Source organism: Salipiger sp., assembly GCF_059781815.1.
On record NZ_JBYNAH010000399.1, the window covers coordinates 1 to 1953 of the forward strand.

A 1953-nucleotide genomic window follows, 5' to 3' on the forward strand; every position below is an offset into this window, starting at 1 on the left:
TTCATCGTGAACGGCACCGAGCGCGTGATCGTGTCTCAGATGCACCGTTCGCCGGGCGTGTTCTTCGACCATGACAAGGGCAAGACGCACAGCTCGGGCAAGCTGCTCTTCGCCTGCCGCATCATCCCCTATCGCGGCTCGTGGCTCGACTTCGAATTCGACGCCAAGGACATCGTGTTCGCTCGCATCGACCGCCGCCGCAAGCTGCCGGTGACGACCCTGCTCTACGCCCTCGGGCTGGATCAGGAGGCGATCATGGACGCCTACTACAAGACCGTCACCTACAACCTGCGCCGCGGCGAAGGCTGGGTGACCAAGTTCTTCCCCGAGCGGGTGCGCGGCACGCGCCCGACCTTCGATCTCGTGGATGCCGACAGCGGCGAGATCATCGCCGAGGCCACCAAGAAGGTGACCCCGCGCGCGGTGAAGAAGCTGATCGACGAAGGCACCGTGCAGAACCTGCTGGTTCCGTTCGAGCAGATCGTCGGCAAGTATGTCGCCAAGGACATCATCAACGAGGAAACCGGCGCGATCTATGTCGAGGCCGGCGACGAGCTGACCTGGACCGTCGATAAGGACGGCGACGTGACCGGCGGCACCCTCAAGGAGCTGGTCGACGCGGGCATCACCGAGATCCCGGTCCTCGACATCGACAACGTCACCGTGGGTCCGTACATGCGGAACACCATGGCGCAGGACAAGAACATGGACCGCAACAGCGCGCTCATGGACATCTACCGCGTCATGCGTCCGGGCGAGCCGCCCACCGTCGAGGCTGCCTCGGCGCTGTTCGACACCCTGTTCTTCGACAGCGAGCGCTACGACCTCTCGGCCGTGGGCCGCGTGAAGATGAACATGCGTCTCGCGCTCGAAAAGCCCGACACCCAGCGCACGCTGGACCGCGACGACATCGTCAAGTGCATCAAGGCGCTGGTCGAGCTGCGTGACGGCAAGGGCGAGGTCGACGACATCGACCACCTCGGCAACCGTCGTGTCCGTTCCGTCGGCGAGCTGATGGAGAACCAATATCGCGTCGGTCTGCTGCGCATGGAGCGCGCCATCAAGGAGCGCATGTCGTCGGTCGAGATCGACACCGTCATGCCGCAGGACCTGATCAACGCGAAGCCCGCCGCGGCTGCCGTGCGCGAGTTCTTCGGCTCGTCGCAGCTGTCGCAGTTCATGGACCAGACCAACCCGCTCTCGGAAGTGACGCACAAGCGTCGTCTTTCGGCGCTTGGACCGGGCGGTCTGACCCGCGAGCGCGCCGGCTTCGAGGTCCGCGACGTGCACCCGACCCACTATGGCCGGATGTGCCCGATCGAGACGCCGGAAGGCCCGAACATCGGTCTGATCAACTCGCTGGCGACCTTCGCCCGCGTCAACAAGTATGGCTTCATCGAGACCCCGTACCGGGTGGTGAAGGACAAGCAGGTGACCGACGAGGTCCACTACATGTCCGCCACCGAGGAGATGCGCCACACGGTTGCCCAGGCGAACGCCAACATCGACGAGAACGGCCAGTTCATCAACGAGATGGTCAACACCCGTCAGTCCGGTGACTACACGCTCGCGCCGGCGGAAAGCGTCGACCTGATCGACGTGTCGCCCAAGCAGCTGGTCTCGGTCGGTGCCTCGCTGATCCCGTTCCTCGAGAACGACGACGCAAACCGCGCCCTGATGGGTGCGAACATGCAACGTCAGGCCGTTCCGACCCTGCGCTCGGAAGCGCCGCTGGTCGGCACCGGCATCGAGGGCAAGGTCGCCATCGACTCCGGCGCTGCCATCCAGGCGCACCGCGCCGGCATCGTCGACCAGGTCGATGCCCAGCGGATCGTGATCCGCGCAACCGAGGATCTCGAGCTTGGCGATGCCGGCGTCGATATCTACCGGATGCGCAAGTTCCAGCGCTCGAACCAGAACACCTGCATCAACCAGCGTCCGCTGGTGAAGGTG

At 64.6% G+C, this 1953-nt stretch carries 1 protein-coding gene; it reads left to right on the top strand.

From position 1 onward, the window contains the following. The coding region (rpoB, locus tag AC6RA4_RS25200; protein WP_500165022.1) for a DNA-directed RNA polymerase subunit beta at positions 1-1953 on the top strand (1953 nt) is incomplete at both ends.